This is a genomic window from Streptomyces sp. NPDC059456 (assembly GCF_042750055.1).
Lineage (GTDB): Bacteria > Actinomycetota > Actinomycetes > Streptomycetales > Streptomycetaceae > Streptomyces.
In genome coordinates this window covers 1-3172 of sequence record NZ_JBHYVA010000848.1, presented here as the reverse complement: position 1 = coordinate 3172, position 3172 = coordinate 1, and the positions used below count along the sequence as shown (strand labels likewise).

The following is a 3172-nucleotide window of genomic DNA, read 5'->3' as shown; positions in this document are numbered from 1 at the left end:
GTGCGGGCCCGGACCGGGGTGCGGCCGGGGCAGGGCCCGGTGACGGGCGCGGGGCCCGGGCCGGGTGCGGCCGGGGCAGGGCTCGGGGGCGGGTCCGTGCACCGGTGCGGGGCCCGGGCCGCGTGCGGGGCCGGCGGGGCGCAGGCGGCACCGCGGCCCCGGGAGGCGGGTCAGGCCCGTGGGGTCCGCGTCCGCGCCAGGATGGCCTCGGTGTCCACGCCCGTCGGCAGGGTCCCGTACGCACCGCCGTGTTCCCCGCCCAGCCGGGACGCGCAGAACGCCTCGGCGACCGCGCCCGGGGCGTGGCGCAGCAGCAGCGACGCCTGGAACACCAGGGCCATCGTCTCGGTGAGCTGCCGGGCCCGGTACTCGGCCTCGGCGGGATCGGCGAGGTGCTTGTGCAGCCCGGCCACCGCCGCGTCCAGATGCCGGTCGGCGCCCGCCGCCCGGCCGACTTCCTCGAAGAACGCTTCGACGGTCTCCGGCTGGCGGGCCATGGCCCGGAGCGAGTCGAGGGCGGCGACGTTGCCGGAGCCCTCCCAGATCGACGACAGCGGGGCCTCCCGGTACAGCCGGGGCATGCCGGAGTCCTCGATGTAGCCGTTGCCGCCCAGGCATTCGAGCGCTTCGGCGGCGTGCCCGGGGGCGCGCTTGCACACCCAGTACTTGGTGACGGCCAGCCCGAGGCGGCGCAGCAGCGCCTCGTCCTGGCTGCCCCGGGCGACCCGGTCGGTGGCGCCCGCGAGGCGCAGGGCGACGGCCGTCGCCGCCTCGGATTCGAGGGCGAGGTCGGCGAGGACGTTGCGCATCAGCGGCTGGTCGATGAGCGCCTTGCCGAACGCCCGCCGGTGGGTGGCGTGGTGGACGGCGCGGATGACGCCGAGCCGCATGCCGGAAGCCCCGCCGAGCACGCAGTCCAGACGGGTCATGTTGACCATCTCGATGATGGTCGCGACGCCGCGCCCTTCCTCCCCCACCAGCCAGCCGAACGCGTCGTCGTACTCGATCTCGGCGGAGGCGTTGGAGCGGTTGCCGAGCTTGTCCTTGAGCCGCTGGAGCAGCAGCCGGTTGCGGCTGCCGTCCGGCAGGACCCGCGGCAGCAGGAAGCAGGACAGTCCGCCGGGGGCCTGTGCCAGGGTCAGGAAGACGTCCGACATGGGCGCGGAGGTGAACCACTTGTGCCCGGTCAGCCGGTAGCTGCCGTTCGGGGCCGGGACGGCCGTCGTGGTGTTGGCGCGGACGTCGGAGCCGCCCTGCTTCTCGGTCATCGACATGCCCGCGATCAGGCCCTGCTTGGTGTCGGGCCGGCGCAGTCCGAAGTCGTACGTACGGGAGGCGAGCAGCGGCTCCAGCCAGGAGGCGAGCTCCGGGGTCGCGCGCAGCGCGGGCACCGCGGCGTACGTCATCGAGACCGGGCAGGAGTGGCCCGCCTCGACCTGCCCCCAGACCAGGAACTTCGCGGCTCGCGCGACATGGGCGCCGGACCGGTCCTCCGCCCAGGGCGCCGCGTGCAGGCCGTGGGAGACGGCGGTGCCCATCAGCTCGTGCCAGTACGGGTGGAACTCCACCTCGTCGATCCGGTGGCCGTAGCGGTCGTGGGTGCGCAGCACCGGCGGGTTCTCGTTGGCCACGCGGCCCCATTCCGCCGCCCGTTCGGAACCGGCGAGGACACCGAGGCGGTGGAGGTCGGGTATCGCCCAGTCGGCGCCCTCGCGGGCGACCGCCTCCAGCAGGGCCGGATCGGCGGCCGCGTCGTAACCGTGGTGCGGAGGAACCTGGTTGGTGACCTCATGCGTCTGCGGCATCGTGTCCTCCAAGGGCACGCAGGGTGAAGGTGATCAGGCCGGGGACGACGTCTCCGGCGGTCGCGTCCCCGTCCGCCAGCGGCCCGACGAGCGCTTCGGCGATCGCACCGACGAGGGCTGCGGCCGTCAGCTCGGGTGACTGCGGCGGCAGTTCTCCGGAGGCCACGCCCGCTGCGATCTGTTCGGCGTACACGTCGCGGAACGCCCGCCGGAAGAGGAGGCGTTCGGTGTCGACGGCGGGGTCGGCGGGCTCCGCGAGCAGGGCGAAGGCGCGCCGCGGTGCTTGCAGGGCCCGGTGGGCGAAGGTCTCGACGGCGGCGGCCACCCGGCGGGCGGCGCCGCCCGGGCGCTCCGCCGCCGCGGTCACCGCCTCCAGTTCGCGCGCCACCAGGGTCCGGAAGAGGGCGGCGGCCAGCTCGGACTTCCCGGAGAACGACTGGTAGACGCTGCCGGTGGAGATGCCGGCCTCGGCCGCGATCGCGGCGACCGAGCAGCCGCCGTACCCCTCACGGGAGAGCAGGCGGACGGCGGCTTCCAGCACCCGCTCGCGCCGGGCGTCGAGGCGGGCCTGTACGGCGGGGGGACGACGGTAGGGCATGGAAGGATTGAAGCACCGATTCACTGCTTCACACCAGACCCGGACCGGATCGCCCCGCACCGCCGTGAGCGGTGCGGGGGACGGTCTACGGGGCGAGCGTCGCGGGGGCCGGGCCGTCGGGGCGGACGGTGATGCCGTACGCGGCCCCGGCGGGGACGGAGTGGAAGACCGGGACGTGCGCGGGCAGCAGGTGTTCGAGCAGGACGGTGGACTCGTGCAGCGCGAACCGGAGGCCGAGGCAGGCGCGCGGGCCGATGCCGAAGGGGAGGTAGGCGCCCGGCCGGGTCGGACGGCCGTCCGGGACGGTGAAGCGGCGCGGGTCGAACCGCTCGGGATCCGGCCACAGTTCGGCGTCGCGGTGCGTGAGGTACGGGCAGACCACCACGTCGGAGCCGGCTTCGACGGCGTGGCCGGCCAGGACGTCGTCCTCGACGGCGTACCGGGGCAGGATCCAGGCGGACGGGTAGAGCCTGAGCGTCTCGTGGACCAGGGCCTGTACGGCGCGGCGGCGCTCCGCCGAGCCGGGTGGGCCGGCGGCCAGCGCGTCCCCGCGGGCCCCGGGGTGGCGGTCGAGCAGCAGGTACAGCCAGGTCAGGGTGGTGGCGGTGGTCTCGTGCCCGGCGAGGAGCAGGGTGATCAGCTCGTCGCGGATCAGGCGGTCGGTGTACTCGGGGCGCTCGGCGGCCGCGTCCAGCAGGAGGTGCAGGAGGCCGGGGCCGTCGGGACCGGCGGCGCCCGTCCGGGCGGCCTCGATGGCGAGGCGGGCGAC

Annotated in this window: 3 protein-coding genes; all 3 read right to left on the bottom strand. The window is 75.4% G+C overall.

The window, feature by feature from the left end; all coding sequences use genetic code 11:
• Window positions 1-170: 170 nt before the first annotated feature.
• Window positions 171-1805 (bottom strand): isovaleryl-CoA dehydrogenase, encoded by a 1635-nt coding sequence (locus ACFXA3_RS39495; protein ID WP_385195751.1) that lies wholly within the window; start codon window positions 1803-1805, stop codon window positions 171-173.
• The gene (locus ACFXA3_RS39490) at window positions 1789-2403 is read right to left on the bottom strand and encodes a TetR/AcrR family transcriptional regulator (protein ID WP_385195749.1); all 615 of its coding nucleotides are present in this window, start codon (window positions 2401-2403) and stop codon (window positions 1789-1791) included. The genes ACFXA3_RS39495 and ACFXA3_RS39490 overlap by 17 nt, the downstream gene beginning before the upstream one ends.
• Before the next feature lie 85 nt (window positions 2404-2488).
• Window positions 2489-3172: cytochrome P450 (locus ACFXA3_RS39485; RefSeq protein WP_385195746.1), on the bottom strand; the 684-nt coding region annotated here is incomplete at its 5' end.